Source organism: Flavobacterium sp. R1_16 (assembly GCF_057652095.1).
The window spans coordinates 276,480-300,043 of the sequence record NZ_JBYFCG010000002.1 but is presented as its reverse complement, the minus strand read 5'-3'; the positions used below and the strand labels follow the sequence as shown (position 1 = coordinate 300,043).

Genomic DNA, 23,564 nt, shown 5'->3' with positions numbered 1-23,564 from the left:
TAAAAAGTTTATTTTTTAACAAGGGAATGAATCATTTCAATGTAACATTCTTTTGCTTCGTCTGCAGTGAGATGGCTAATTTGCATCCATGCATTGGTCTTGAAAGCATCTCGGATATGATTTGATGAAGATTGTTTTAGACTTAAATTCCCAAAAGTAGCTTGTTTGTAGTAAGCATACAGTCGCAACTGAACGTCTTGAGGCAAGGAAGCCTGTGTCATTTCCTCAGCTATAGCCAGCGCTTCTTCAAAACGAGTATCTAAATCTTTTGGTGTCATTTAGGATTTTATAGCGATAATGGTTTTTCCTCCCACCGCTTTTTCGTTCAATTTCACATTAATTTCAGTGCCCAAAGGTAAAAATAAATCTACTCTTGAACCAAATTTTATAAACCCAGCATCGGTTCCCTGAATTACTTGTGTACCTTCCTCGGCATAATTTACGATACGTTTGGCTAGTGCTCCAGCAATCTGACGGTATAAGATGTCACCAAAAATTCTATTTTCCACCACAATTGTTGTTCTTTCGTTTTCGGTACTCGCTTTTGGGTGCCAAGCCACGAGGTATTTACCAGGATGGTATTTGCTGTATTTTACTTTTCCGTTTACCGGATAGCGTGTCACATGAACGTTGATAGGCGACATGAAAATGGACACTTGTAGCCTTTTGTCTTTGAAATATTCTGCTTCAAAAACTTCTTCAATTACGACCACTTTTCCGTCTACTGGTGCAATGATGTGATGGTCGTTTATGGCAACCTCTCTTTTCGGATTTCTAAAAAATTGAAGAATCATGATAAGCAGAAACAAGACTGTAATTTCAACCGCTTTTTGTAACCAAAATAGGGTAATAAAATTATCTGCTAACAGTAAAAATACCACAGTTAAAGTGGTCGCAATAAGGATTATTTTTCCGCCTTCTTTATGAAACATAATATAAAATTTGATAGAATAAATATATAAATGGTGCTACAAATATAACACTATCTAACCGATCTAAAATACCTCCATGACCAGGCATAATTTTCCCACTGTCTTTAACGCCAGCAATTCGTTTGAATTTAGATTCAATTAAATCGCCAATGGTTCCAAAAATGCCTACTATAAAAGCGATTCCAATCCAAATATTTGTTGCACCTTCAATGTAAAATTTAGAAATGAGAAAGCTGACTATTACAGCAAAAACGACTCCGCCAAGAAAACCCTCAATTGTTTTTTTTGGTGAAATACGTTCAAATAATTTATGTTTACCAATGGATTTTCCAACAAGATAGGCAAAGGTATCATTAGTCCAAATAAGTAAAAAGACGCTGATAATAATTTTAGGATTGTAGCCTTGAATTCCAAAGGGTAGTTTGGTTATTATAATAAAAGGAAAGATAATGTATCCTAAAAGATAGACATACTTAGACAGAAAATCGACAGGAAAATTTCTTTGACTAAAAAGAAATGCAATTGATTTTACAGATACAAATAGAGTAATGCCAAGGAGTATCAAATCATAGGTTCTGTTGAATCGAACCTTATAAAATAATCCAAACAGTAGCAAAGCGATACCTATTGGAAGTATTTTTTGAAGTTGAACCAATTCACAGAATTCAACAACAGCAAGTAGTAGAAAGATTCCAAATAAAATAAAAAAACTTTCGGCAGAAAATCGAATCGAAGTCAGCAATAGAATTACATAAACAGCACCTGATAAGGATCTCTTGAGCGTTTCGTTCATCTTAGAGATCTTCTAAAAGCAACAAATAAAGATTTTTTGGCGCACTTCCGTATTGTAGGAAGTCTTCTTCTTTGGCTTTCTCAAAATATTTTATGGTAGTAATATTAGTAGGATAATCTTTGTCGTATTTCTTTTTAATTACCCGAAGTCCATCACTTTTACTTTCGATAATTTGACTTGTGGTAGCAATAACAACAATGTTTACAGGTAAATCGTTGGGTTTATTTTGCTTGATTTGATTTGAAGAAAAAAGAATTGAACCTTCGTCGGCAATCAAATTTTCACAGCTGGCTAACAAAAATTTTGGGTTGCTAGGTTTGATATAGGATAATTTGTTTTCTTCAAGCATGCTGAAAAGCTTAGGCTCGTAGCACACTGCTTCTTTTTCAAACCAGTCGTTTTCTTCTAGTATGTTTTCAAATTGTTCTTTAAGTTCAGTAAGGTTTTCACAATATAAAAATTTACCTCCGTTCTTTTTGAAGTTGAAAGTAAATTTTTCGTCCACAGGAGCCGATAGATTGGCTTGTAAACTATTGAATTCACTGATTTTTTCCTCTTCGGAGGAATCATTGCCAGAACCAAAAAATTTTCTGAAAAGACTCATATTTTTTATTGAAACGATTAATTTGTTTTTGAAAACATCCAAAGATAAAAAAATCTTAATTCAAAAGCATTTTTGAATTAAGATTTTTTAAAATTATTGTAATTTTTGATTACAAAGAAGTTTCTTCTTGTAAATTGAGATCGAAATTACGCTTACCGAAGATTTCCTCTAAATCATCCTTGAAAATGACTTCTTTTTCTATCAAAATATCGGCAAGTTGATTTAATTTGTCTTTGTTCTCTTCGAGAATTTGTATCGCTCTTTGGTATTGACTTTCAATTAGAGTCGATATTTCTTTGTCAATTAGCATTGCAGTTTCCTCGGAATACGGTTTTGAAAAACTATACTCGCTTTGTCCTGTTGAATCGTAATAGGTTACGTTTCCTATTTTGTCGTTCAAACCATAAATGGTAACCATGGCTCTGGCTTGTTTCGTAACTTTCTCTAAATCACTCAAAGCACCTGTTGAAATTCGATTGAAAATGACTTTTTCAGCTGCTCGTCCTCCCATAGTAGCACACATTTCATCCAGCATTTGGTCAGGTCTCACAATCAATCGCTCTTCAGGTAAATACCATGCGGCACCTAAACTTTGACCACGAGGAACAATAGTTACTTTTACTAATGGTGCAGCATGTTCCAACATCCAGCTAACAGTAGCATGTCCAGCTTCATGAATGGCAATGGCTTTCTTTTCGTCGGGAGTGACAATTTTGTTTTTCTTTTCTAATCCACCTACTATACGGTCAACAGCATCAAGGAAATCTTGTTTGTCAACTGCTGTTTTGTTATTTCTTGCAGCAATTAGTGCAGCTTCATTACATACATTAGCGATGTCAGCTCCTGAAAAACCTGGAGTTTGTTTGGCAAGGAAGTCGGTGTCTAATCCTTCTACTTTTTTCAAAGGAGTCAAATGCACTTCAAATATTTCTTTACGCTCTCTAATATCTGGTAAATCAACAAAAATTTGTCTGTCAAAACGTCCAGCACGCATTAAGGCTTTATCCAATACGTCTGCTCTGTTGGTAGCTGCAAGAACAATCACATTAGAATTGGTTCCAAAACCATCCATTTCAGTCAGTAATTGGTTTAGCGTATTTTCACGTTCGTCATTTCCTCCAGAGATGTTGTTTTTTCCTCTAGCACGACCTACAGCATCAATTTCATCTATGAAAATAATAGCAGGTGATTTTTCTTTGGCTTGTTTGAACAAATCTCTAACACGAGAAGCTCCAACACCTACGAACATTTCCACAAAATCTGAACCCGATAGGGAGAAAAACGGAACCTGAGCTTCACCAGCAACGGCTTTGGCAAGTAATGTTTTTCCAGTTCCCGGAGGACCAACAAGTAAGGCTCCTTTTGGTATTTTACCTCCTAAATTGGTATATTTCTCTGGGTTTTTAAGAAACTCTACAATTTCTTGAATTTCTTCTTTGGCTCCTTCAAGACCAGCAACATCTTTGAAGGTTGTTTTTATATCTGTTTTTTCATCAAAAAGTCGGGCTTTTGATTTTCCAATATTAAAAATCTGTCCACCACCGCCTGCAGCACCACCGCTCATTCGTCTCATGATGAAAATCCAAATACCTACGATAATCAGTATAGGCAATAAACTTATAATGATGTCCGACCAATTGTTTTTGGGTAGAAAATTATAATCTTTTAATTTTCCTTCTTTTACAGCGTTTTCAAGTTTGTTTTGAAAAATTTCGTCGTTTCCAATATCAAAAACATAATGAGGCCCTTTTGTATTCGGGCGATTCAATAAATCTTTGGCAACAGCTTTATGATAGGGTTCTTTTAAAGCATTTGGAGTTAAATAAACTTCAGCTTCAGATTTGTTGTAAACAATTACTTTTTGGACTTCTCCTTTTTCTAAAAAGGTATTAAATTTTGATGAAGTAGTTTTCGCCGCTTCTTGAAAACTAGAACCGCCAGAAAAAACACTGATTAATAAAAATATCAATACGATTCCTACATATATCAACCATGAAGGAATTTTAAGCTTATTTGGATTGGGTTTACTCTCGTTAGCCATTATAAATGATTTCTTTTAATATTTGTTTTGAATTGTAGTGATTTTTGCATCGCCCCAAAGACCTTCAATGTTGTAATATTCTCTGATATGTTTTTGAAAAACATGTACAACAATATTCACATAGTCCATTAATACCCATTCGGCATTATCGGTTCCTTCTACGTGCCAAGGTTTGTCTTTGATTGCTTTTGATACTGTTTTTTGAACTGAGTTAACAATTGCGTTAACCTGCGTATTTGAATTTCCGTTGCAAATTATGAAGTAATCACATGAAGAATTATCTATTTCTCTTAAATCTAAAATGTCAATATCATTTCCTTTTACTTCCTCAATTCCTTTGATGATGTTGGCCAGAAGAACATCATTATTTATTGCCTTTTTTGTCATCTATTTTTTTGTCTAAGTTTGCAAAGTTACCACTTTTTGTGATTATTTTTGAACCTTAACATAACATTAAATTCTGTTTCACAAATTATTTATTATGAATGTAATCAAACTCGATGCCATAGATTCTACAAATGAATTTTTGAAACGGTTTTTGAATGAGCAACAGCTTGAAAATTACACTGTTATTACCGCAGAAAACCAAACTAAAGGAAAAGGGCAAATGGGTGCTGTTTGGGAATCGGAAACTGGTAAAAACTTAATAATGAGTGTCTTGATTACGGATTTTATCACAGATATCAATCAGATTTTTAATTTAAATTGTATTGTTTCTCTGTCGGTAATCCAAGTATTGCAGCAATACAGCATACCAAAATTAAGCATCAAATGGCCAAACGACATTATGTCAGACACCAAAAAAATTGGTGGCATTTTAATTGAAAATAGTATCAAGAATGATGGAACCATTTTTTCAGTAGTGGGTTTGGGGCTGAATTGCAATCAGACTAATTTTGAACATTTGCCCAGAGCATCTTCATTAGCAGCTGTAACCAATCGTTTTTTTGACAAAGAAGAGCTTCTTTTATTGATAGTAGATAAGATGAAGAAAAATAGTTTGTCTTGGCAAAAGCAATCCGATTTGATGTGGCAAAGTTATACAGACATGCTCTTTAAAAAAGGAATTCCAATGCCATTCCAAGATGCTAATGGTCAAAACTTCATGGGAATCATTCAAGGTGTTTCCTCTATTGGTAAACTTCAAATTCTTTTAGAGGATAATACCATTGCAGAATTTGACCTCAAAGAAATTCAACTTTTGTATTAAGTTTACAGTTTGAATTCGTCGCCTAAATAGAAGTTAATCAGAGCGTTATTAAACAATAATTCATATTTAGATTGAATCAATTCAGCTTGTGCATTGTTATAGGCTACCTTGGTTACATTGAGTTCGGTGATGTTAATTTTTCCCAATTCAAATTTTAAGGCGTCTGCTTCGTAACTTTTTCTTGAAAATTCGAAACCCAAGGATGAAGATTCATTTTTCTTTATTGCCGTTTTGGTATCTGCTATGGCTTTCAAAACTTCTTTAGACAAATTATTTTGAGTAATTTGAGTATCTAATTTTGATTGTTTGTAGTTCAATTTACTCGTCTTTATTTTAGAGAAATTAGTCATCTGACTGAAAATAGGTATAATTAAGTTCAATCGTAAACCTCTAGAATAGTTGAGATCTATTTGATCATCATTGGATATAAAAACTCCTTTGTCAAAGTAATTATCAGTATAATTTGAGCCCGCCAGAAATCGTAAACTTAAGGTTGGATAGAGTGAAGAGCGAGCTAAAGAAAGGTTGGTTCGAGCCTTACTTTCTCTCAAAACACTCATGTTGTAATTGGGATTAATCTCAATCGCTTTTTTTGTCAAAGAATAAGGATTTTCATCCAAGAGTTTGTTTTTATTGATATCTGTAGTAGGGCTAATCAAAGTAATTTCTTTTTCTAACGGAATGTTCATCAATTGTTTGATACTGATAAGATTATCTACCAAATGATTTTCATTCGTTATTAAATTTAATTCTTCTCTGGCTTTTTGGGATTTTATTTTAAATACTTCACTTTCAGCAACAACACCAGAATTGAATTTTAGAATAGCCAGTTCCAATTGTTTTTCACTGGATTGTATTTGTTCTTTATTGGCAGCTATTATTTCTTGTAAGTAGAGTATGGTGATGAATTTTTGAGCCAAGTCAATACTAATTTCGTTTTGTACTTTTTTGATATTGATTCTTTGAATTTTCAGCTCTTCTTTAGTCGATTTTATCGTGTTGATGGTTGAAAATCCTGAGAATAAATTGAATACAGCATTAACTCTTCCAGAATAAATTTTTAAATCTTGATTGACAAACTGGTTGGTGTTTTGGTCAATTTCTCTACCCCAAGAATTTCTATTTTCGGCTTCACCATATACATTGGGCAACAGTTTTCCATAACTGGATTTGTATTGGTATGATGCTATTTTTTCATCATTTAATGCGCTTTTTAGTAATAAATTATTTTTTAAGGCTAGATTCAAGCAGTCACCAAATGTTAGCGCATCCTGTGCAAATAGGGTGTTTGAAAAAATGAAAAGTATAATGAGTAGGACATTTTTTTTCATAAGATGTATTAATGAGTGCTATTATCAATTTTATTAAATAATTTTTTGATGATGTATTGAAAAAGTTTCATTTTCTCAATAATAACCTCTCCTTTGAGCTTATATCCTGCTTTCAGTTGAATATTAGGATTATATTTCTTGATATCAGCAAGACAGTAAAAGGTTCTGTCAACATCTGAAGGCGATACATAGGTAATGTTTCCCTTAATCGCTCCAAATCGATAGTAATTATAGGCGTCTAATTTCAAATTAATTTCTTGCCCATTTTTGATATAGGTAAGGTCTTTTTCATCCAGAATCACCTTAGCATAGAAGTTCTCTTTTTTAGGAGCAATTATGGTTAATAAGTCATTTTTATTGGCAATTTCAACATTTTGTCTCGCATTAAAAAGATTGGAAATAGTGCCATGTATTGGAGAAATAATGATTAATTTTTTCAATTCGTCTCCAATGTAATTCAGATTATATTTACCATCTTTAATCATCGTTTGAAGTTCTAAAACATCTCTACGGTAATTCTGAATTTGATTGTCTACATCAATGATATTGCGTTTTAAGTCATTTTTTGTTCGGCTGTAATTATTGTGTAGATTTTCAAAATCATAATTTTTAACACTATAATTCGACTTAATGTCAACCTGCACTTTTTTGTCGTCTAGATTTCTATTTTTGGTATCGGTCATTTCATATCTCGAAATGGCGCCTTTGGCATACAAAATAGAATCCGTTTTGAATTTATCTGTTAGAATAGATGTTTGTTGAGACGAAAGATTGATTTTGTTGTTCAATGAACTAATCTCCATAGCCGTTTTTTTACGGTCAGTAGAATAGATTCTAGACTGAATATTTAACAATTGAATTAACGATTTTTTTCTATCTAAAGTATTCTCAATCAGTTTATTAATGATATCTATTTTATGTTCCATAGAAGCAACATCGGTGTTTAATACATCATAGTCTGATTTGGTCTTTTTGTTCTCTAAAACAAATAAGGTATCTCCTTTTTGTACTTCTTGACCTTCTTTTACCAATACTTTTATAACTCGTACTTCATTAGGAGCATTAATTTTGAGCTGAGGGGTATCTGAAAAAATCTGTCCTTCTTTGAAGCTTACGGTATCGTTAATGTTGAGTGTAAAGATTAAAATAATGGAAATAACCAGAAACGCTACTAAAATTTTGTTTAGAATTTTAATAAAGTTGATTGACTTCGTGTTGTAAAAGTTTGAGTTCTCCATTTGTAATTTTATATTTATCGGAAAAGTTAATGTTGTTTATAGGTTCATGAGAAATGATAATGTAGATTTTAGTAGCATCATTATCAATTAACGATTCTACTTTGTTTCTGGATTCGATATCCATTCCAGAGAGTACTTCGTCGAGTATTACTAATTCGGCATTAGAAAATAAGGCACGTAACAAAAGTATTTTTTTACGTTGTCCTGTGGATAAATTTTTCCCGTTCTCATTAATAATAAAATCCAAACCATCTTCTTTTGAGGCGATGAAATCATAGAAGTTGATTTTTTTTGCCATTTCAATAATGTCGGCGATAGAAATATCCTTACCTAGCGCAATATTGTTTTGAATGGTATCATTGAATAAAATATCTTCATTGGTAACTAGTAATATTTTATCTCGCATTCGGTCTTCATTGTAGAACTTTTTATCGTTGTCATTAATGAGTATAGATCCCGAATGGGGATGATACAACGTAGTCAATATTTTACTAAATGTTGATTTACCCGAACCATTTTGACCTTCAACCTTGATTTTATCGCCCTTATTAATTTTTAGGTTGATATTTTTCAGCACCATTTCATTCGGCAAGTAGCCAAAATTGATATTCTTGAATTCGATTTTATCAATACTAAAATCTTTAATTCCTTTTCCATTCACTTTTTTGGCTTGTTCATCAAAGTCCAAATAGCGTTTCAAAATCACTTCATTTTCCTGCAGCGTCATGTTGTCGTCAAGAATCCCTTTTAACGATGAGAAAATCTTAGACGATAATGCAATAAAAGTAACTATTTGACCAAGAGTAATGATTTGCGTTTCAATAGCAGATTTTGTCAGAAACACCATAATCAAAACGGAAAAAACAATTACAATAACAGCAACAACCAACTTGTTAATTAAATCTACATAACCATTACGAAGTTGTATTTTCAAATAGCCATTGATGCTATTGTAGATTTTATTAGAATGGAAGCGCTCAATTTTAAAACTTTTGATTACTTGAATTCCATCTACTTTTTCCATCATTTTAGAGATAAAATCGGCTTTTCGAATATAACGCAATCTTTCGTTTTGTTTCAAGTAAGGGGTTATAAATTTGAACCACAAAAAGAACAACACCATTACCGCAACAACAATAAGCGTTAGCATTTTATCAATGAAAAATAAAATACACAAAGAGTAAATCGATACGATGATGTCCACCAAAATTCCTGTGAAAAACTTCATGAAGAAGGTTTTCAATTTCATCGAATCGCTCACACGCTCCATCAAATCTCCTTTTTTATAGGAATGGATGTATGAAAGTGACGAATTATTGATTTTATCATCAAATGAAAATAAGAAATAACGGTCTAGAGCATTACCCAAGTGGATACTCACGAAATTTTTATACAGGGTAGTAAAAATGTCGAATATCTTATAAATACCTAATCCAATGGCAAATAATACTAAAGTATTTAAATTGTAAGTAGGTAAAACGTTGTCAATTAATATCTGATTGGTAAATACGGCAATCTGAGCAGTTGTTGCAGAGAAAAGTGCCGCAAAAATATAGATGTACCACAATTTTTTGTACTCACCCAATTGCTTGAACAGTTTCCAGTACAAACTTCTGTTTTCTTCCTGAGGATAGTTTACGGTTTCTTCTTTTTCTTGGTCTGATTTTACAACAAGGATAAGAGGAGAATTGTTTTTAATTTTTCCTTTTTCAAGTTCAAGGCTCTTAAAGCTAGTTGGAACACTTGAAATCTCTTGGTTTTTTAATAAATCATCAAGGAAGTTTCTCTCAGCCTCACTATTTTTAAATCCAAAACTTTCTTTAAGGTATTTAAAATAAGTAAGTTTATTAAAAAGTGTTGCATGACCATTGTTTACAAGAGCAACATCAAAATTAATGTTGTACTCTTTTAAATCTTGGGAACAGATAGCGAGAATTTTGTCTTCAGTTTCAGCTAAATCCCAATTGTTTTTTACAAAATGAGAGAGCTTTTTAATTTCTTGAAGTGATAAATAGTATTGACTTCCTTTGCTAGGATCATATACTTTAAATCTTTTATTTTTTAATTCATTGATGACTACATAATGTAATCCTCTTTTGTTTTGAATTGGAATGATGAAAGGAAATAAGTCATTCAAATGAGCTTCGTTTCCGTTGATGTAATTAACATCTAGCAGTTTGAATTGAGCATTAAAGCCATTTGCATTCAGAAAGTCTTTTAAATCTGCTATTCGGGTACCTTTTTCTTCAACGGGGATATTTTCCTCGATATATTTTCGAGAAATATCTTTTTCATAAATGTTGAAAATGGTCTTAACTGCACTAATTCCGCAGTCGTTACTTTTCAATTGTGGGTCGGTTTTTGGCATAGATTTGGGGGTTTATCTAATCCAATTAAACATTAACATAATGTTATTTAATTGTTTGCTAATTATTACAGAACAATAGTACTCATATTTAATTAATCCCACTAAATTTCTCTATAACTAACCTGAAAACTCGTTAAAATGACATTTTTTTTAATTTTAAGGTACAAAAAAAGTCTTTCAGTTTTTACTAAAAGACTATAGTTCATTGATTTACAAAATACTGTTTTACAGCTTGTTCATATTCCCTGCCAGAGTTTCAATAAATTTTCCAATAGGACCTTTTATCATCATGGCCATCATAGGATTGAATTCGCCTTCAAAAAAAAGTTGTACAGCTGATGTGTTTTCAGAAACGCTGTCAATGTTAGCAGTGAGCGTAAAGGGTAATTTATCGCTTGCAGCACCTAAGACAATTTTGTTGGGAGCTACTTTTTCCTTCATCTTCAATTTGATTTCAGGCATACCTTTTAAACCAAAAATGAAAGCATCCTCACCAAGAACTTCAAACTTTGCAATTGATTCTGGCATTAGCGTTTCAAAATTTTTTACATCAGACAGCGCATCAAATAGATACTGAGCTGATTTTTCTATAGTAACCTTAGGACTTTCTAGATTCATTATATGTTATGTATTAGGTAAAAGAATTAAGCTTCAACACCCCAACTGTCTGGAGCAAGATTCCATTCTTTCAGTAAAGCAAGTTCTTTTTCTGTAATGTATTTTTTATTCACTGCTAAATTGAGTAAATTGTCGTAGTTACTCAAAGTGAAAACATCTAGGTGAGATTTTTTAAAATTTTCTTCAGCAATATCAAAGCCATAGGTAAAAATGGCGACCATACCCTTAACATTAGCACCAGACCTTCTCAATGCATCAACGGCAAGTAAACTACTATTACCCGTACTGATTAAATCTTCAACTACAACTACGTTTTGTCCTTTTTGCAGAAAACCTTCCACTTGGTTTTCTCTTCCGTGTTTTTTTGGTTCAGGACGCACATACACAAACGGGAGTCCCATATATTCCGCCACCAGCATACCAATTCCTATTGCTCCGGTAGCTACACCAGCAATAACATCAGGTTTTCCAAATTGCTTTTCAATATTTTTAGAAAACTCCTCTCGAATATAATTTCGTATAGCAGGAAATGACAGTGTCATCCTATTGTCACAATAAATAGGAGACTTCCAACCCGAAGTCCATGTAAAAGGATTTTTCGGATTCAATTTAATTGCATTTATTTGCAAAAGCAACTCGGCTGTTTTTTCGGCTGTGTCTTTATTAAAAATCATAATACAAATGTATAAAGTTTTTGTCAACGATAAACCGCTTTTTTTAACTAATGAAATCGTAAAAGAAACCGATTTTCAACTCTTTTTATTGGAAAGTATTGATATTAAGAAGATTATAGTTAAGATGTTTAACAATAAAATCAAAAAATGTTATTTATATTACCCAGACGAAAAGGTGATTTTTAAAAAATTGAAGGAAAAAATCCCTGTTCAGCGAGCGGGTGGAGGGTTTGTTTACAATAAAAAAGGGGAAGTTTTATTTATTTTCAGAAACGGAAAATGGGATTTGCCCAAAGGTGGAAAGAACAAAGGCGAGAAAATGTCTCATGCTGCCCTACGCGAAGTAGAGGAGGAGACAGGAGTGAATAAACTAAAAGTTACCAAAAAACTGCAAAAAACCTACCATATCTTCAAGCGTAATGGTAGGTACAAACTAAAAATTACCCATTGGTTTGAAATGACCTCCGATTTTGAGGGCACTACTGTAGGCCAAGCCGAAGAAGGCATCGAAAAAGTAGCCTGGCTCAATCCAGAACAAATCAAAGAAGCCTTGACCAATTCCTATGAAAATATAAAGTTATTATTTGAAGAGGAAAAGGTGGTATAAGTTGATTAATTTTCTACTACTTAATATTATAACTAAAACACATTATTTATGTAGTGTCAGTTTTATATCTTCTTCACATACTGTGTAATAATCACAATCATCTGTCCATCTACCTTTCCTTCAATGTATTCGGCGTTTTCATGGTCTAGTCTGATGTTGCGCACAGCAGTTCCTTGCTTAGCCACCATACTTGAACCTTTTACTTTTAAATCTTTGATTAAAACTACAGAATCTCCATGTTCAAGAATTACTCCGTTGCTATCACGGTGAACAATTTTAGTGTCATCATCCTCGCCTTCTCCCGTTGCTTGTGCCCAAGCTAGAGTATCTTCGTCTAAATACATTTGGTCTAGTAATTCATGATTGCGCAATCGGCTCAACATTCTCCACGCTACCACTTGAACAGGAAGGTGTTCACTCCACATGCTTTCATTCAAACATCTCCAATGATTGACATCTACTTTGTCTGGATTTTCTATTTGGTCAATGCAGGTTGTACAGGCTAAAATACTTTCATCGATTCCTCCTTTTTTAGTCGGAAGTACGGTATACACTTTTAAGTTTTCGGTTGCGCCACAAAGTTCACATTTTGAACCGCTGCGTTTGTTTAATTCTCTTTCGATACTCATTATAATGGCTTTTATTTTATATTTATTTAAAATAGTTCTTATTTTACTTTCACCGAGTCGGGAACCAATATTTCATATTGTCCACCGTTTCGAATCACATCACGAACAATACTCGAACTGATAAAAGACGTTTTGGATGCTGTTAATAGAAATACGGTTTCAATCTTAGATAATAAACGATTGGTGTGCGCTATGGCTTTTTCAAATTCGAAATCTGCTGGGTTGCGCAGTCCACGGAGGATGAAATTGGCTTTGAGTTTTTGACACAAATCGATGGTTAGACCTTCATAAGTGACAACACTCACTTTTGGTTCGTCGGCAAAGGCTTCCTTTATAAAACGAGTTCTTTCTTCAATAGAAAACATATACTTTTTTTCGGCATTGACACCAATGGCAACGATGATTTCATCAAATAAAGGAATACTTCTTTTAATGATGTCATAATGCCCTAAAGTAATGGGATCAAATGAACCAGGGAATATCGCTTTTCTCATTTTTATAATATTAAAATGGAACTCGGATGAAACGGATTTTCAAACGCAGATGTTAACGGATTTTTTAATTTATTTTTAAACAATAATTTCACGATGCAATTTGAATTTTATGCTCTCTATCAGCAGCATAAGAAAGACAGGCCTTGATTTGATTTTCATTAAGCTCTGGAAAGTCTTCAATAATTTCTTTTACAGAGATTCCATTTGCCAACCAATTTAAAACATCAAAAACTGTTATTCTTGTTCCAATTATAGTTGGTCTCCCAAAACGGATTTCAGAATTTATTGCGATATATTGTTCGTAGTCAATCATAACGATTTCGTTTTTCACAAAGTTAACCAAATAATTGTTTTATTTAACCTAAAGCCAATTCAATAGCGTTAGTAAACAAATCTTCTAATGAAATTCCAGCAGCTTTGGCTTGTTGTGGAATCAAACTTTCTGTGGTTAATCCCGGAATGGTATTCATTTCTAGCATATGAGGTTCGCCATCTACAATGATGAATTCACTTCTAGAGAAGCCTTTCATTTTCAAAACTTCATAAGCACGTTTGGCAATAGCACTTACTTTCTCAGTCATTTCAGGAGAAATTCGCGCTGGAGTGATTTCCTGTGATTTTCCTAAATACTTGGCTTCATAGTCAAAGAAATCATTCTCAGAAACGATTTCGGTAATAGGTAAAACAGTTATTGTGCCTTTGTAATTAATCACACCAACAGAAACCTCAGTGCCATCAAGGAAGCTTTCGATGATGATTTCATTATCTTCTTTATAGGCTACTTCTATAGCAATAGGTAATTCCGCTTCAGTTTTTACTTTGGAAATTCCAAAACTAGAGCCTGATTTATTGGGTTTTACAAAACAAGGCAATCCCACCTTGTCCACAATTTCTTTTGTATCGATGTGTTCCCCTTTGTTGAGGTAATAGGAAGTAGCCGTTTTTATTCCGTAAGGTTTTAAAACCGAGAGTAAATCTCTTTTATTGAACGTTAATGCAGATTGATAATAATCGCAAGAGGTTTGAGGAATTTGAAGTAATTCAAAATAGGCTTGCATCAAACCATCTTCACCTGGTGTGCCATGAATCGCATTAAAAACCGCATCAAAAGTAATTTTGGTTCCGTTTACAGTCACAGAAAAATCATTTTTATCCATGGGGAATTCAGCCTCATTGTCATCAACATACACCCATTTTTCTTTAAAAATATGAATGCGAAAACCAGTGTATTTGGTTTTGTCTAAATAGTTATAAACGACATTACCACTGATGAGTGAAATTTTATATTCGCTGGAGTAGCCTCCCATGATGATTGCAATGTTTTTCATGCAGTTTTCTTTTTCTTTTTTGTGAGTGATACTAATGATGAAATTCCTGAAACAGGGTTAATTCCCTATATTTTTTAACAAAAGTATTATTTTTTTTGGAACCAAGAGACGGTTTTTCATTTAATCCTTTTTTTAAAAGTTGAAAAGATAAATCAATAAAAAAGACAGCTGAATTGCCGCTACAATTTTTATATCTTTGCTTCAAATAAATTTTATATGAGTTTACGAAATTATCTTACAAGTAGAGTTTTTTTCATACAACTATTGATTGCTACCGCGATTATTGCCATTTTAGGCTATTTGTTTATGCATTGGATTACTTACACCACACAACACGGTCATGAAATTACGGTTCCTGATTTGCGTAAACTTAGCGAGCAACAAGTAGAAGAAAAACTCGATGAACTCAATCTGGAGTATGTTCTTTTAGATAGCGTGGATTACAACAAAGATTTTCCAAAACACAGTGTTGTAGACCAAGACCCAATGCCGGGTGCTAAAGTAAAAGAAGATAGAAAAATTTATATCAAAATTAATTCATCAGGGTTTAAGACCGTTCGTATTCCGGACTTGATTGAGAAAACCTATCGACAGGCAATTCCCACACTTAAATCATTAGGACTTGAAGAAGGAAAAATTACCTACAAACCCTATTTAGGTAAAGATATGGTGCTTGAAATGTATCATAATGGAAAGAAACTAAATCCTGGAGATAAAGTCTTCAAATCTTCAAAAATTGACTTGGTTCTTGGAGATGGAAACGTAGGCTTTGAAGAAACTGAATTGGATAGCTTGGCACCAGCAACTGAAGAACTACCTGTGGATGGACAATAAAAATGATAATCAGGACATTTTGGAAGACGAATTGTACGAACATTTTAGATTTGATGTTCCAAAGGGGCAGTTGTTGTTGCGAATTGATAAGTTCTTGATGAATTTGATTCCCAATGCTACCCGAAATAAAATTCAAAATGCAGCCAGTGCAGGAGACATTTATGTGAATGATGTTCCAGTAAAATCCAATTATAAAGTAAAACCTTTTGATGTGGTGCGCATCTTGTTGTCGCATCCGCCATTTGAAAATCGGGTTGATCCTGAAAATATTCCACTAGATATTGTTTATGAAGATGACGCCTTGTTGCTCATCAATAAGCCAGCAGGCTTAGTGGTGCATCCCGGTCATGGAAATTACACGGGAACTTTAGTCAATGCGTTGGCGTATCATTTTGATAATCTACCCATGAACAGCAGTGAACGCCCAGGATTAGTACACCGGATTGATAAAGACACTACAGGACTTTTAGTGATTGCTAAAACTGAAGCAGCAATGACACATTTGGCCAAACAATTTGAAGCGAAAACGTCCGAACGCGAATACATTGCTCTCGTATGGGGAAATGTAAAAGAAGACGAAGGAACTATAGAAGGCAATATTGCCCGACATCTAAAGGATAGAATGCAAATGGCCGTTTTTGCCGACCCTGAAATTGGGAAACCTGCAATAACACATTATAAAGTGTTGGAGCGATTTGGCTATGTGACTTTGGTTTCATGTGTATTGGAAACGGGAAGAACACATCAAATTCGTGTTCACATGAAACACATAGGACATCCCTTGTTCAACGACGCCCGTTATGGAGGCGATTTAATTTTGAAAGGAACTACGTTTACCAAATACAAGCAGTTTGTAGATAATTGTTTTAAAATTCTACCGCGCCAAGCACTGCATGCTAAAACCTTGGGATTTACCCATCCTGTTACTGGAGAAATGATGCGTTTTGATACCGAATTACCTCAAGACATGAAAGATGCCATCGAGAAATGGAGAGGGTATTCCAAATCGAATAGGGTTGAGGAGGAAAATGATTAATGTAACCCGTTAGGCGTAATTATTAAAAACGTCAGTTCGAGTGTTTTTTGTGCAGTAAAACGGAACAAAAAAAGTATCGAGAACCGTTTTTAATGAAATTTTTCTTGTTCTCGATACGATTTTCTATCAAAAATCACTCGAACTGACGAAAAATTTCATCAAAAACTAATTACATCCAACGGGTTAATGTATTTAATTCATCAACTCCGCAAAAGTATCTCCTTGATTGATATCTCCTGATTTATATCCTTTAGTAAACCAATACATGCGTTGCTCTGAGGTACCATGCGTAAAGCTATCGGGTACCACATGACCTTGCATTTTACTTTGAATGGCATCATCACCTACGGCATTGGCGGCACTCAAAGCTTCTTCAATATCGCCAGATTCTAACATTTGATTCTGATTTTGATTGTAGTGTGTCCATAATCCAGCGAAGAAATCGGCTTGAAGCTCCAAGGCAACAGAAAGTTTATTGGCTTCGGCTTCTGATTTTCCTTCTTGCAATTGGCGCATTTTGGTAGAAGTTCCCAATAAATTTTGTACATGATGACCTACTTCGTGGGCAATAACATAAGCAATGGCGAAGTCACCACCTTGAGCACCAAAACGGGTTTTGAGTTCTTCAAAAAAGGCCAAATCCATATATACTTTTTTGTCGGCTGGGCAGTAAAATGGCCCTGAAGCTGAAGTTGCAGACCCACAAGCAGTTTCAACATTATTTCTGAACAATACCATTTTAGGTTCTTCATAGGTTAGACCGTTTTCTTCAAATATTTTTTTCCAAACATCTTCAGTGTCTGCTAGGACAGTACTAACGAATTCTCCCATTTCTTTATCGGCTGGAGATAATTCTTGTGTCGTTTGTTCGGTTTGTTGCCCTTGTTGTAGTTGTTCTAACAGCGGTGTTAGTTGTTGTGCATTTTGTCCACCAAAAAGGTTGATTAACAAAATAATGATTCCAATAGCACCGCCTCCGAGAGCTACTTTGCCTCCTGAAAGTCCTCTTCGGTCTTCCATATTGTCGCTTTGTCTTCTACCAATCCATTTCATATAGATACGATTTAATTTTTTAATATTATTTGTTTACAGTTGAATCCATTTAGAAATAATTTTTTCTAGAGTGTCCTTTACAAATGGTTTAGACGCATAATCATCCATTCCAGCGTTAATGCATTTTTCTTTTTCTCCGAGAACAGTTCCTGCAGTTAGGGCAATTATTGGGATGTGTTTTTCTTGCAATTTTCGAATTTCTTTGGTAGCCTCATAGCCATTCATTTCAGGCATTTGTATGTCCATGAAAATGATGCTTGGATTGGTTTTTTTAAATTGTTCAATGGCTTCAATGCCATCAGCTGCTTCAAAAATAGTGCAGTGTGGTATAATTTGTTTAATCAGAGTTTTTGCTAAAAGCATATTGATTTTATTGTCTTCTACTATGAGTACTAGGATATGTTCATTTTTGAGTTGATTTTTAGTGTTCAATTCTTTTCCTGAAGTTTCAGCAGTATTTTTTTCGTTTTGACTTTTTACACTGTTTTTAGAACTTAGGAATTCGACATCAAAGAAAAAGCAGCTTCCTTTTCCGAATTCGCTTTCCAGTTGTAAATGACTTTCCATTAAATTCAATAATTGATTAGAAATGGTCAATCCTAATCCTGTTCCACCAAATTTTTTGGTCATGGAATTGTCTTCTTGCGAAAAAGCCTGAAAGATTTTTTCCTGATTGGCTTTTTTAATTCCAATACCGGTATCCTTAACCATAAATCGCAATTTGCTTTTTTTGTTTTCGGATGCTAGCAGTGAGATGGTTAACTCGATTTTTCCTTTTTCGGTAAATTTTAGTGCGTTGCTCAACAAGTTGATTAAAATTTGTTTCAGTCGGATGTAATCTGCAGAAATGGATTTTGGAACATCTTCCTTGATGTCGAGAATTACTTCAATGTCTTTTGATTTGGCCTCGTATTCTATTAGTTCTATCACCTGATTACACAAGTCAATAACATTGTATTTTTCGATATGGAGTTCCAGTTTTCCGGATTCAATTTTAGAGAAATCTAGAATATCACACACCACACTCATCAGCGAATTAGCCGATTGATTGATGGTGTTCATATACTGTTTTTGAAAATCTTCTAATTTGGTATTCATCAGCAAATCGGTAAAACCAATGATTCCATTGAGTGGAGTTCGAATTTCATGACTCATGTTGGCCAAGAATTCAGACTTGGCTTTATTTGCTGCAACGGCATATTCCTTAGCTTTTATTGCATCTTCAGATTCTTTTTGTTTGGTAATGTCAAAATAAATTCCAACCGTGAATTCAATGACATTATTTTTCATAATGAAGCCACCAAATTCTTCTACCCAAATATATTCGCCACTTTTTCTTTTGATTCTATATACCGAATGAAAAGGAGTTCGTGTTTCTAAACTACTTTTTTGTTCATTTAAAACCCGCTCTTTATCATCGGGATGAATTAATGAAAGGAAGGAAAGATGATGTTCGACGAAGTCTGCTCTCGGATATCCTGTCAATATCTCAATTTTATCGTTCAGATAAATTTTTGTTGCGTTTTCATCAAATTTAGATAAATAGGCTGTTCCAGGAATATTGTTTGCGAGCAATCGGAATTTTTCTTCGCTCTCCAAACGCATTTGTGATTCTAAAGCTATGACAATCAAATCAGATACCGACCTAGCAAAACTGATATCTTCATTATCCCAATTTTTACTTTCTTTGATAGTTTCAAAACAGATAATGCCTTTCAATTCTCCATTGATAAAAACAGGAGTGTCAAGTAATGACGCAATTTCATTTTCTGGAATATAATCGATACAAAGTTCTTGAGTTGTTTGGTCAGAATAGACGTTTGAAGAGACAATTTGTTCTTCGTTTTCTATGATTGAAAAATAGTTTGGATATTGTTTTTTTGTAAGGATAATCCCTTTTTCAAATCCATTAGTGTTAGCGTTGTATAAATTGAGACATCTAATTTCGTTAGGAAAATAATCCCAGTAGCTGGCTCTATGTACTCCTAATGTTTTGGTTGTAATTTCGAGAATATTTTTTAGTAAAGTATCAAAACTTTCGTAGCTCGAATAGCTCTTTGCTGTAAAATCTTTGAGTGTTTCATTGTACTTTTGAATCTTTTCCTGTCTTTTAATTCGTTCTTTCTCGATATTTTTAATAATAGAAATATCACGAGCAATACCAGAATATCCAATAATTTCATTTAAATCATTTCTGCGAATAATTACCCTTTGAGAGACCCACAATTCTTCGCCATTTTTTTTCATTAACGGAAATTCTGTCGTGGGGAAATTATCTTCTTTGCCATCTAAATTTTGATAGAATTGCATGATTTTTTCCACATAATCTTTGTGGATAAATTCAGAATAGTTCTTGTGTAGAATTTCATTTTCAGAATAGCCTAGAACTTTGATGGTAAAATCATTAACAAAAATAAAATTGCCATCATCATCTACTTCAAAAATGATGTCGGTAGCACTTTGAATAAGATTTTTGTATTGATTTTGAATGCGATGCTCGTTGGTAACATCTTGACCAATTCCTATGATTAAATCCTTTGAAAATTTTTTATCTTTCCATTGGATGTATTTGTATTCGCCGTTTTTACATTTCAGTTTTCTTACATGTAATCGGTCATCTTTATAATCAATATGATAATCTTCTCCAATAAAATCGGGGTCTTCGGTTAGAATCCAAAAGTTCAATCCTTTAACTTCCTCTTGGGTGTATCCTAAAATATCAATTATGGTTTCGCTACAAAATGTAACTTCTCCTTTTTTGTTAGTAGCAATGGTGAGTGTATTTCCTTTATTAATAATTTCATTCAAAAACCGAAATTTATTTCTAGTATTCTGAGACATAACGTCTCTCATGTAATTGATAACCAAAACAATTACTGAAAAGTTCAATAAAATAACGTTTAGTTTTAGCTGTGTTTTATGATAAGTAAATAGGAAAAAAATATAACAGAAAATAAATCCAGAAAAAATGGAATATAACTTTATTGATTTTAAAATATCATAGGAAAAGAAATAAAAGATAATGAATCCAATAATACTTATAAGGTTAAAGTTCTGATGAATAATATTTCGCGATACAAAGCAAAAATATAAAAAGAATAAAGTGATGAAAATGATTCGCATTCGTCGAAATACAAATTCAATTTTTTTACTAACCAAATAGAGCAGTATAAAAAATATCCCTATACTACAGTTTATTAGCAGCAGACTTTTTTGTCTTACATTGAAAATTTCAAAGCTAATTTCAATAATTGGTAAAAGTAATCCTATGAATAAAGGATACAATTGGTACTCTTTATTGGTTGATTCAGCTTCAGATGATTTTTCTTCAAACTTGTCGTTTATGATGGAGCGGATTTTAACGATGTTGTATATTAAAATAATTCCTAAACCAATCACTATTAGTATAAAAAGGAATAGGGTGGTACTATCCAGAATAGACTGATTGAACATTTGAAAGTTTTTTATAAACATGAAAACCAGAGTTTTATGAAAAAAAATAAACTAAAATTGATACATCTAAATCTAATTTTGAAATGACATAAAGGTAATTTAGTCCATTTTATATACTTTAAATTGTAATTTAAGTTTAGAAATTTAAGAAATTATTTTTAATATAGAATGTATTATTTTGCTATTAATTTGAGTTTGGGTTTATTCATCAAATCCAATACTATCTTTATAAATAGAATAATACATCGAATAGATGAATGGAAGGGTAAAGAATATTCCAATACAAAAGCCGATAAGTCCTAGGAAGGCTATTATTACAGCTACAATTACTAAGCCTAATATGATAAAAAACTGTTTGGATACAATAGTACAACTTCCTTTGATTGCCTCAATTGCCTTAAGATTTCCGAAAATAATTAAAGGAATTACTAGAAAAGTAAAGATTGCAATGACATAGGTTATGATAATTCCTAAAAATCGTATTCCAAAACTTTCTAGCAAACTATTTATACCAGTACCAACAACGGCAATTAGTGTTGATGCTATAAAGAGTTCCTTGAAATGAGGGGAAAAATAATATTCGAAAACGGTACCTAAGGAAAAATCAGTGTCAGTATCGGCACAATGAGCTATTTTAAAAAGACCCGCTGTAAAAGGACTTGCCAAACCTGAAATTAATCCAATAATTCCAATATAAATTATGATAGCAACGCCTGAAAGATGCTGTGGATTCATGGAATCCATATTTTCAGAGATAGCACTAAATCCATAGAAAACGACGACAAGCCCAATTGTTACTAGAGCTATAAAGAGAATGAATAATAATAAAGCTATTCCAGAAATCAATGCTGTTTTTTTATAATTCTCTAAAGCATTTTCAAATATTCTACTGAAATCAATGTCTAAACCGTTTTCTTTGATTGCGGAAATTTTTTCTGTTGTTGTTGGCATTTCTTTAGTTTTTAAGTTAATAGTAATTGGTTCTAATTTACAACCATTTCAATAGTTTTCTAACAAAATTTATTTTGTCTTTATATGGAGCATATCTGATGGGAATATCTATCCAAGTACTCTTTTTTACAATAGATTTTTTATGAGTAAAGGTGTCAAAACCAAATCGACCGTGATACGACCCAATCCCTGAATGTCCTACACCTCCAAAAGGCAATCGTCTGTTGGCAAAGTGAATCATGGTATCGTTGATACATCCACCACCAAAGGAATAGTTTTGGATTATCTTCTTGGAAAACCTAGAATTTTTTGAAAAAACATACAAAGCGAGTGGCTTTTCATATTTTGAAATTCTTTTTTGAATATCCTCTTCGTTGCTAAATGCGATGATAGGCAACAAAGGACCAAATATTTCACTCTTCATTATCGCGTGATTTTCTGATGGTTCATCAATTAATGTTGGACCTATGTAAAGTGCTTCCTCGTTAGTTTGTCCTCCAAATAGAATCGTATTGTTCTGCAACATTTCCGAAAGACGTTGCCAGTTTTTGTGGTTAATAATTCTCGGGAAATCAGGAGATAATTCGGGATTTTTTCCGTAGGCATTTTTAATCTCATTTTTTAGTAAAGAAATAAATTCTTCTTTTACATTGGCATGAACTAAAATATAATCTGGAGCAATACAGGTTTGCCCGGCATTTACAAATTTGCCCCATACAATCCTTTTGGCCGCCAATTGTAATTCGGCTGAATCATCAATGATACAAGGGTTTTTTCCGCCAAGTTCTAGGGTAATGGGCGTTAGAAATTTTGCTGCCGATTGAGCTACAATTTTGCCTACTTCGACACTTCCAGTAAAAAAAATGTAATCCCATCGCTGAGCTAATAGTTTTGTAGCAGTTTCTACACCTCCTTCAATTACTTCAACAAGATGGATGTCAAAAGATTGACTCAGAATTTTTTTGATAATTGCAGATGTGTTAGGAGTCAATTCTGAAGGTTTTACCACCACTTGGTTTCCTGCTGCTACTGCTGCTATTAGCGGGCACAATGCCAAATGGAAAGGATAATTCCAGGGCGCTATAATTAAGACATTCCCATAGGGTTCACTGTAGATAAAATCCTGAGAAGGGAAATTTAAAATGGAAGGAAATATTCTCTTTGGTTTAGCCCATGAATCGATGTTCTTTAAGGTATGTTTTAAATCAGCAATAACATAGTTGGTTTCTGTTACAATCGCCTCAAATGGGCATTTTTTAAAATCCTGATACAAAGCCTCAATAATGGCTTCTTCATGGATTAAAATAGAATGCAATAATTTTTTTAACGATTCTTTTCTATGAGAAACATCCGTTTTATAGGTCATAAAA

24 protein-coding genes are annotated in these 23,564 nt (G+C 33.2%); 5 read left to right on the top strand and 19 right to left on the bottom strand.

Annotation, left to right across the window (positions count from 1 at the left end; all coding sequences use genetic code 11):
• Positions 1-8 precede the first annotated feature (8 nt).
• The 6 genes from AC23L6_RS05745 to rsfS form a co-directional block, all read right to left on the bottom strand.
• Positions 9-278, bottom strand: coding sequence for an acyl-CoA-binding protein (locus AC23L6_RS05745; RefSeq protein WP_487560972.1), 270 nt, complete (start codon positions 276-278; stop codon positions 9-11).
• Entirely contained in the window at positions 279-932 is a 654-nt protein-coding gene (locus AC23L6_RS05740; RefSeq protein WP_487560973.1) for a phosphatidylserine decarboxylase family protein, read from the bottom strand.
• Positions 922-1,725, bottom strand: coding sequence for a phosphatidate cytidylyltransferase (locus tag AC23L6_RS05735; protein WP_487560974.1), 804 nt, complete (start codon positions 1,723-1,725; stop codon positions 922-924). The genes AC23L6_RS05740 and AC23L6_RS05735 overlap by 11 nt, the downstream gene beginning before the upstream one ends.
• Position 1,726: 1 nt before the next feature.
• Positions 1,727-2,329 (bottom strand): lactate utilization protein B/C, encoded by a 603-nt coding sequence (locus AC23L6_RS05730; protein ID WP_487560975.1) that lies wholly within the window; start codon positions 2,327-2,329, stop codon positions 1,727-1,729.
• A 109-nt stretch (positions 2,330-2,438) separates the two neighbouring features.
• Positions 2,439-4,370 carry an ATP-dependent zinc metalloprotease FtsH gene (gene ftsH, locus AC23L6_RS05725; protein WP_487560976.1) on the bottom strand — a complete coding sequence of 644 codons (1,932 nt, stop codon included), beginning with the start codon at positions 4,368-4,370 and terminating at the stop codon, positions 2,439-2,441.
• 15 nt (positions 4,371-4,385) lie between these two features.
• Positions 4,386-4,757 (bottom strand): ribosome silencing factor, encoded by a 372-nt coding sequence (gene rsfS / locus AC23L6_RS05720; protein ID WP_487560977.1) that lies wholly within the window; start codon positions 4,755-4,757, stop codon positions 4,386-4,388.
• 94 nt (positions 4,758-4,851) lie between these two features.
• Between rsfS and AC23L6_RS05715 the strand changes: the two genes are divergently transcribed.
• Positions 4,852-5,580 (top strand): biotin--[acetyl-CoA-carboxylase] ligase, encoded by a 729-nt coding sequence (locus AC23L6_RS05715; RefSeq protein ID WP_487560978.1) that lies wholly within the window; start codon positions 4,852-4,854, stop codon positions 5,578-5,580.
• A 2-nt stretch (positions 5,581-5,582) separates the two neighbouring features.
• On the opposite strand, the gene AC23L6_RS05710 is transcribed toward AC23L6_RS05715, so the two are convergent.
• The 5 genes from AC23L6_RS05710 to pyrE form a co-directional block, all read right to left on the bottom strand.
• Entirely contained in the window at positions 5,583-6,911 is a 1,329-nt protein-coding gene (locus AC23L6_RS05710) for a TolC family protein (RefSeq protein ID WP_487560979.1), read from the bottom strand.
• 8 nt (positions 6,912-6,919) lie between these two features.
• The gene (locus AC23L6_RS05705; RefSeq protein ID WP_487560980.1) at positions 6,920-8,149 is read right to left on the bottom strand and encodes an HlyD family secretion protein; all 1,230 of its coding nucleotides are present in this window, start codon (positions 8,147-8,149) and stop codon (positions 6,920-6,922) included.
• Entirely contained in the window at positions 8,103-10,517 is a 2,415-nt protein-coding gene (locus AC23L6_RS05700) for an ATP-binding cassette domain-containing protein (RefSeq protein WP_487560981.1), read from the bottom strand. The genes AC23L6_RS05705 and AC23L6_RS05700 overlap by 47 nt, the downstream gene beginning before the upstream one ends.
• A 225-nt stretch (positions 10,518-10,742) precedes the next feature.
• Positions 10,743-11,135 (bottom strand): SRPBCC family protein, encoded by a 393-nt coding sequence (locus AC23L6_RS05695; RefSeq protein ID WP_487560982.1) that lies wholly within the window; start codon positions 11,133-11,135, stop codon positions 10,743-10,745.
• A 26-nt stretch (positions 11,136-11,161) separates the two neighbouring features.
• Positions 11,162-11,809 carry an orotate phosphoribosyltransferase gene (gene pyrE / locus AC23L6_RS05690; protein ID WP_487560983.1) on the bottom strand — a complete coding sequence of 216 codons (648 nt, stop codon included), beginning with the start codon at positions 11,807-11,809 and terminating at the stop codon, positions 11,162-11,164.
• Between the two features lie 7 nt (positions 11,810-11,816).
• Here pyrE and AC23L6_RS05685 point away from each other — a divergent pair, with 7 nt between their 5' ends.
• Positions 11,817-12,416 (top strand): NUDIX hydrolase, encoded by a 600-nt coding sequence (locus tag AC23L6_RS05685; RefSeq protein ID WP_487560985.1) that lies wholly within the window; start codon positions 11,817-11,819, stop codon positions 12,414-12,416.
• Positions 12,417-12,478: 62 nt separating this feature from the next.
• Here AC23L6_RS05685 and AC23L6_RS05680 read toward each other — a convergent pair whose 3' ends face one another.
• From AC23L6_RS05680 to AC23L6_RS05665, 4 genes are all read right to left on the bottom strand, one after another.
• Positions 12,479-13,045: a PhnA domain-containing protein gene (locus AC23L6_RS05680; RefSeq protein ID WP_487560986.1), complete on the bottom strand. Its 567-nt coding sequence runs from the start codon at positions 13,043-13,045 to the stop codon at positions 12,479-12,481.
• Positions 13,046-13,083: 38 nt separating this feature from the next.
• Entirely contained in the window at positions 13,084-13,539 is a 456-nt protein-coding gene (gene coaD, locus AC23L6_RS05675; RefSeq protein WP_487560987.1) for a pantetheine-phosphate adenylyltransferase, read from the bottom strand.
• Positions 13,540-13,627: 88 nt separating this feature from the next.
• Positions 13,628-13,852, bottom strand: a complete 225-nt coding sequence (locus AC23L6_RS05670) for a DUF433 domain-containing protein (RefSeq protein ID WP_487560988.1) — start codon at positions 13,850-13,852, stop codon at positions 13,628-13,630.
• 43 nt (positions 13,853-13,895) lie between these two features.
• On the bottom strand, positions 13,896-14,867 hold the full coding sequence (locus tag AC23L6_RS05665) for a D-alanine--D-alanine ligase (protein ID WP_487560989.1): 972 nt from the start codon (positions 14,865-14,867) through the stop codon (positions 13,896-13,898).
• Between the two features lie 216 nt (positions 14,868-15,083).
• Between AC23L6_RS05665 and AC23L6_RS05660 the strand changes: the two genes are divergently transcribed.
• Together AC23L6_RS05660 and AC23L6_RS05655 are read left to right on the top strand one after the other, a co-directional pair.
• Positions 15,084-15,701 (top strand): PASTA domain-containing protein, encoded by a 618-nt coding sequence (locus AC23L6_RS05660; protein ID WP_487560990.1) that lies wholly within the window; start codon positions 15,084-15,086, stop codon positions 15,699-15,701.
• Positions 15,691-16,737, top strand: a complete 1,047-nt coding sequence (locus tag AC23L6_RS05655; RefSeq protein WP_487560991.1) for an RluA family pseudouridine synthase — start codon at positions 15,691-15,693, stop codon at positions 16,735-16,737. The genes AC23L6_RS05660 and AC23L6_RS05655 overlap by 11 nt, the downstream gene beginning before the upstream one ends.
• Positions 16,738-16,929: 192 nt before the next feature.
• Here AC23L6_RS05655 and ypfJ read toward each other — a convergent pair whose 3' ends face one another.
• Together ypfJ and AC23L6_RS05645 are read right to left on the bottom strand one after the other, a co-directional pair.
• On the bottom strand, positions 16,930-17,790 hold the full coding sequence (gene ypfJ / locus AC23L6_RS05650; RefSeq protein ID WP_487560992.1) for a KPN_02809 family neutral zinc metallopeptidase: 861 nt from the start codon (positions 17,788-17,790) through the stop codon (positions 16,930-16,932).
• A gap of 33 nt (positions 17,791-17,823) precedes the next feature.
• Positions 17,824-20,679 (bottom strand): PAS domain S-box protein, encoded by a 2,856-nt coding sequence (locus AC23L6_RS05645; protein ID WP_487560993.1) that lies wholly within the window; start codon positions 20,677-20,679, stop codon positions 17,824-17,826.
• Between the two features lie 379 nt (positions 20,680-21,058).
• Between AC23L6_RS05645 and AC23L6_RS05640 the strand changes: the two genes are divergently transcribed.
• Positions 21,059-21,235, top strand: a complete 177-nt coding sequence (locus AC23L6_RS05640; protein ID WP_487560994.1) for a hypothetical protein — start codon at positions 21,059-21,061, stop codon at positions 21,233-21,235.
• 209 nt (positions 21,236-21,444) lie between these two features.
• Here AC23L6_RS05640 and AC23L6_RS05635 read toward each other — a convergent pair whose 3' ends face one another.
• Both AC23L6_RS05635 and AC23L6_RS05630 read right to left on the bottom strand, forming a co-directional pair.
• Positions 21,445-22,194 carry a hypothetical protein gene (locus tag AC23L6_RS05635; protein WP_487560995.1) on the bottom strand — a complete coding sequence of 250 codons (750 nt, stop codon included), beginning with the start codon at positions 22,192-22,194 and terminating at the stop codon, positions 21,445-21,447.
• A gap of 37 nt (positions 22,195-22,231) precedes the next feature.
• Complete coding sequence (locus tag AC23L6_RS05630) at positions 22,232-23,560, bottom strand: aldehyde dehydrogenase (protein ID WP_487560996.1); 1,329 nt, start codon at positions 23,558-23,560, stop codon at positions 22,232-22,234.
• Positions 23,561-23,564 lie beyond the last annotated feature (4 nt).

Excerpts from the sequence above, each read along its gene's own strand:
- AC23L6_RS05745 (WP_487560972.1), bottom strand. The coding sequence starts at position 278 with ATGACACCAAAAGATTTAGATACTCGTTTTGAAGAAGCGCTGGCTATA.
- AC23L6_RS05740 (WP_487560973.1), bottom strand. The coding sequence starts at position 932 with ATGTTTCATAAAGAAGGCGGAAAAATAATCCTTATTGCGACCACTTTA.
- AC23L6_RS05735 (WP_487560974.1), bottom strand. The coding sequence starts at position 1,725 with ATGAACGAAACGCTCAAGAGATCCTTATCAGGTGCTGTTTATGTAATT.
- AC23L6_RS05730 (WP_487560975.1), bottom strand. The coding sequence starts at position 2,329 with ATGAGTCTTTTCAGAAAATTTTTTGGTTCTGGCAATGATTCCTCCGAA.
- ftsH (WP_487560976.1), bottom strand. The coding sequence starts at position 4,370 with ATGGCTAACGAGAGTAAACCCAATCCAAATAAGCTTAAAATTCCTTCA.
- rsfS (WP_487560977.1), bottom strand. The coding sequence starts at position 4,757 with ATGACAAAAAAGGCAATAAATAATGATGTTCTTCTGGCCAACATCATC.
- AC23L6_RS05715 (WP_487560978.1), top strand. The coding sequence starts at position 4,852 with ATGAATGTAATCAAACTCGATGCCATAGATTCTACAAATGAATTTTTG.
- AC23L6_RS05710 (WP_487560979.1), bottom strand. The coding sequence starts at position 6,911 with ATGAAAAAAAATGTCCTACTCATTATACTTTTCATTTTTTCAAACACC.
- AC23L6_RS05705 (WP_487560980.1), bottom strand. The coding sequence starts at position 8,149 with ATGGAGAACTCAAACTTTTACAACACGAAGTCAATCAACTTTATTAAA.
- AC23L6_RS05700 (WP_487560981.1), bottom strand. The coding sequence starts at position 10,517 with ATGCCAAAAACCGACCCACAATTGAAAAGTAACGACTGCGGAATTAGT.
- AC23L6_RS05695 (WP_487560982.1), bottom strand. The coding sequence starts at position 11,135 with ATGAATCTAGAAAGTCCTAAGGTTACTATAGAAAAATCAGCTCAGTAT.
- pyrE (WP_487560983.1), bottom strand. The coding sequence starts at position 11,809 with ATGATTTTTAATAAAGACACAGCCGAAAAAACAGCCGAGTTGCTTTTG.
- AC23L6_RS05685 (WP_487560985.1), top strand. The coding sequence starts at position 11,817 with ATGTATAAAGTTTTTGTCAACGATAAACCGCTTTTTTTAACTAATGAA.
- AC23L6_RS05680 (WP_487560986.1), bottom strand. The coding sequence starts at position 13,045 with ATGAGTATCGAAAGAGAATTAAACAAACGCAGCGGTTCAAAATGTGAA.
- coaD (WP_487560987.1), bottom strand. The coding sequence starts at position 13,539 with ATGAGAAAAGCGATATTCCCTGGTTCATTTGATCCCATTACTTTAGGG.
- AC23L6_RS05670 (WP_487560988.1), bottom strand. The coding sequence starts at position 13,852 with ATGATTGACTACGAACAATATATCGCAATAAATTCTGAAATCCGTTTT.
- AC23L6_RS05665 (WP_487560989.1), bottom strand. The coding sequence starts at position 14,867 with ATGAAAAACATTGCAATCATCATGGGAGGCTACTCCAGCGAATATAAA.
- AC23L6_RS05660 (WP_487560990.1), top strand. The coding sequence starts at position 15,084 with ATGAGTTTACGAAATTATCTTACAAGTAGAGTTTTTTTCATACAACTA.
- AC23L6_RS05655 (WP_487560991.1), top strand. The coding sequence starts at position 15,691 with ATGGACAATAAAAATGATAATCAGGACATTTTGGAAGACGAATTGTAC.
- ypfJ (WP_487560992.1), bottom strand. The coding sequence starts at position 17,790 with ATGAAATGGATTGGTAGAAGACAAAGCGACAATATGGAAGACCGAAGA.
- AC23L6_RS05640 (WP_487560994.1), top strand. The coding sequence starts at position 21,059 with ATGAATAAAGGATACAATTGGTACTCTTTATTGGTTGATTCAGCTTCA.
- AC23L6_RS05635 (WP_487560995.1), bottom strand. The coding sequence starts at position 22,194 with ATGCCAACAACAACAGAAAAAATTTCCGCAATCAAAGAAAACGGTTTA.
- AC23L6_RS05630 (WP_487560996.1), bottom strand. The coding sequence starts at position 23,560 with ATGACCTATAAAACGGATGTTTCTCATAGAAAAGAATCGTTAAAAAAA.